The organism is Isoptericola croceus, assembly GCF_029382255.1.
GTDB lineage: Bacteria > Actinomycetota > Actinomycetes > Actinomycetales > Cellulomonadaceae > Isoptericola > Isoptericola croceus.
Genome location: NZ_JARLLG010000355.1, coordinates 1 through 266, shown reverse-complemented (window position 1 = coordinate 266; position 266 = coordinate 1). Strand labels below are relative to the sequence as shown.

Sequence of the window (266 nt, the reverse complement as noted above, 5' to 3'; positions counted from 1 at the left end):
ATATACACAAAGACATGCTAGATTACTTATGGATATTTCTCTGATGCTCTCACAAATGGTACAGGTACCTCATCGTGATAGATGACATATGGAATGAAAATCTGTGGGAAAATATCAAGTATGTTTTTCCTAACAAGAACAAGCTTGGTAGCCGAATAATCACTACGACTCGCAAAGTCAATGTATCTCAAGCATGTTGCACGTCCGTAAATGATTCAATTTATCAAATGGAACCTCTGTCTGATGATGACTCTAAAAAGCTCTTG

The 266-nt window shown here is 36.8% G+C and carries 1 protein-coding gene; it reads left to right on the top strand.

From position 1 onward, the window contains the following. Nucleotides 1–74: 74 nt before the first annotated feature. Nucleotides 75–266 (top strand): NB-ARC domain-containing protein (locus tag PZC42_RS23315; RefSeq protein WP_368860295.1); only part of this gene is annotated, 192 nt, incomplete at its 3' end.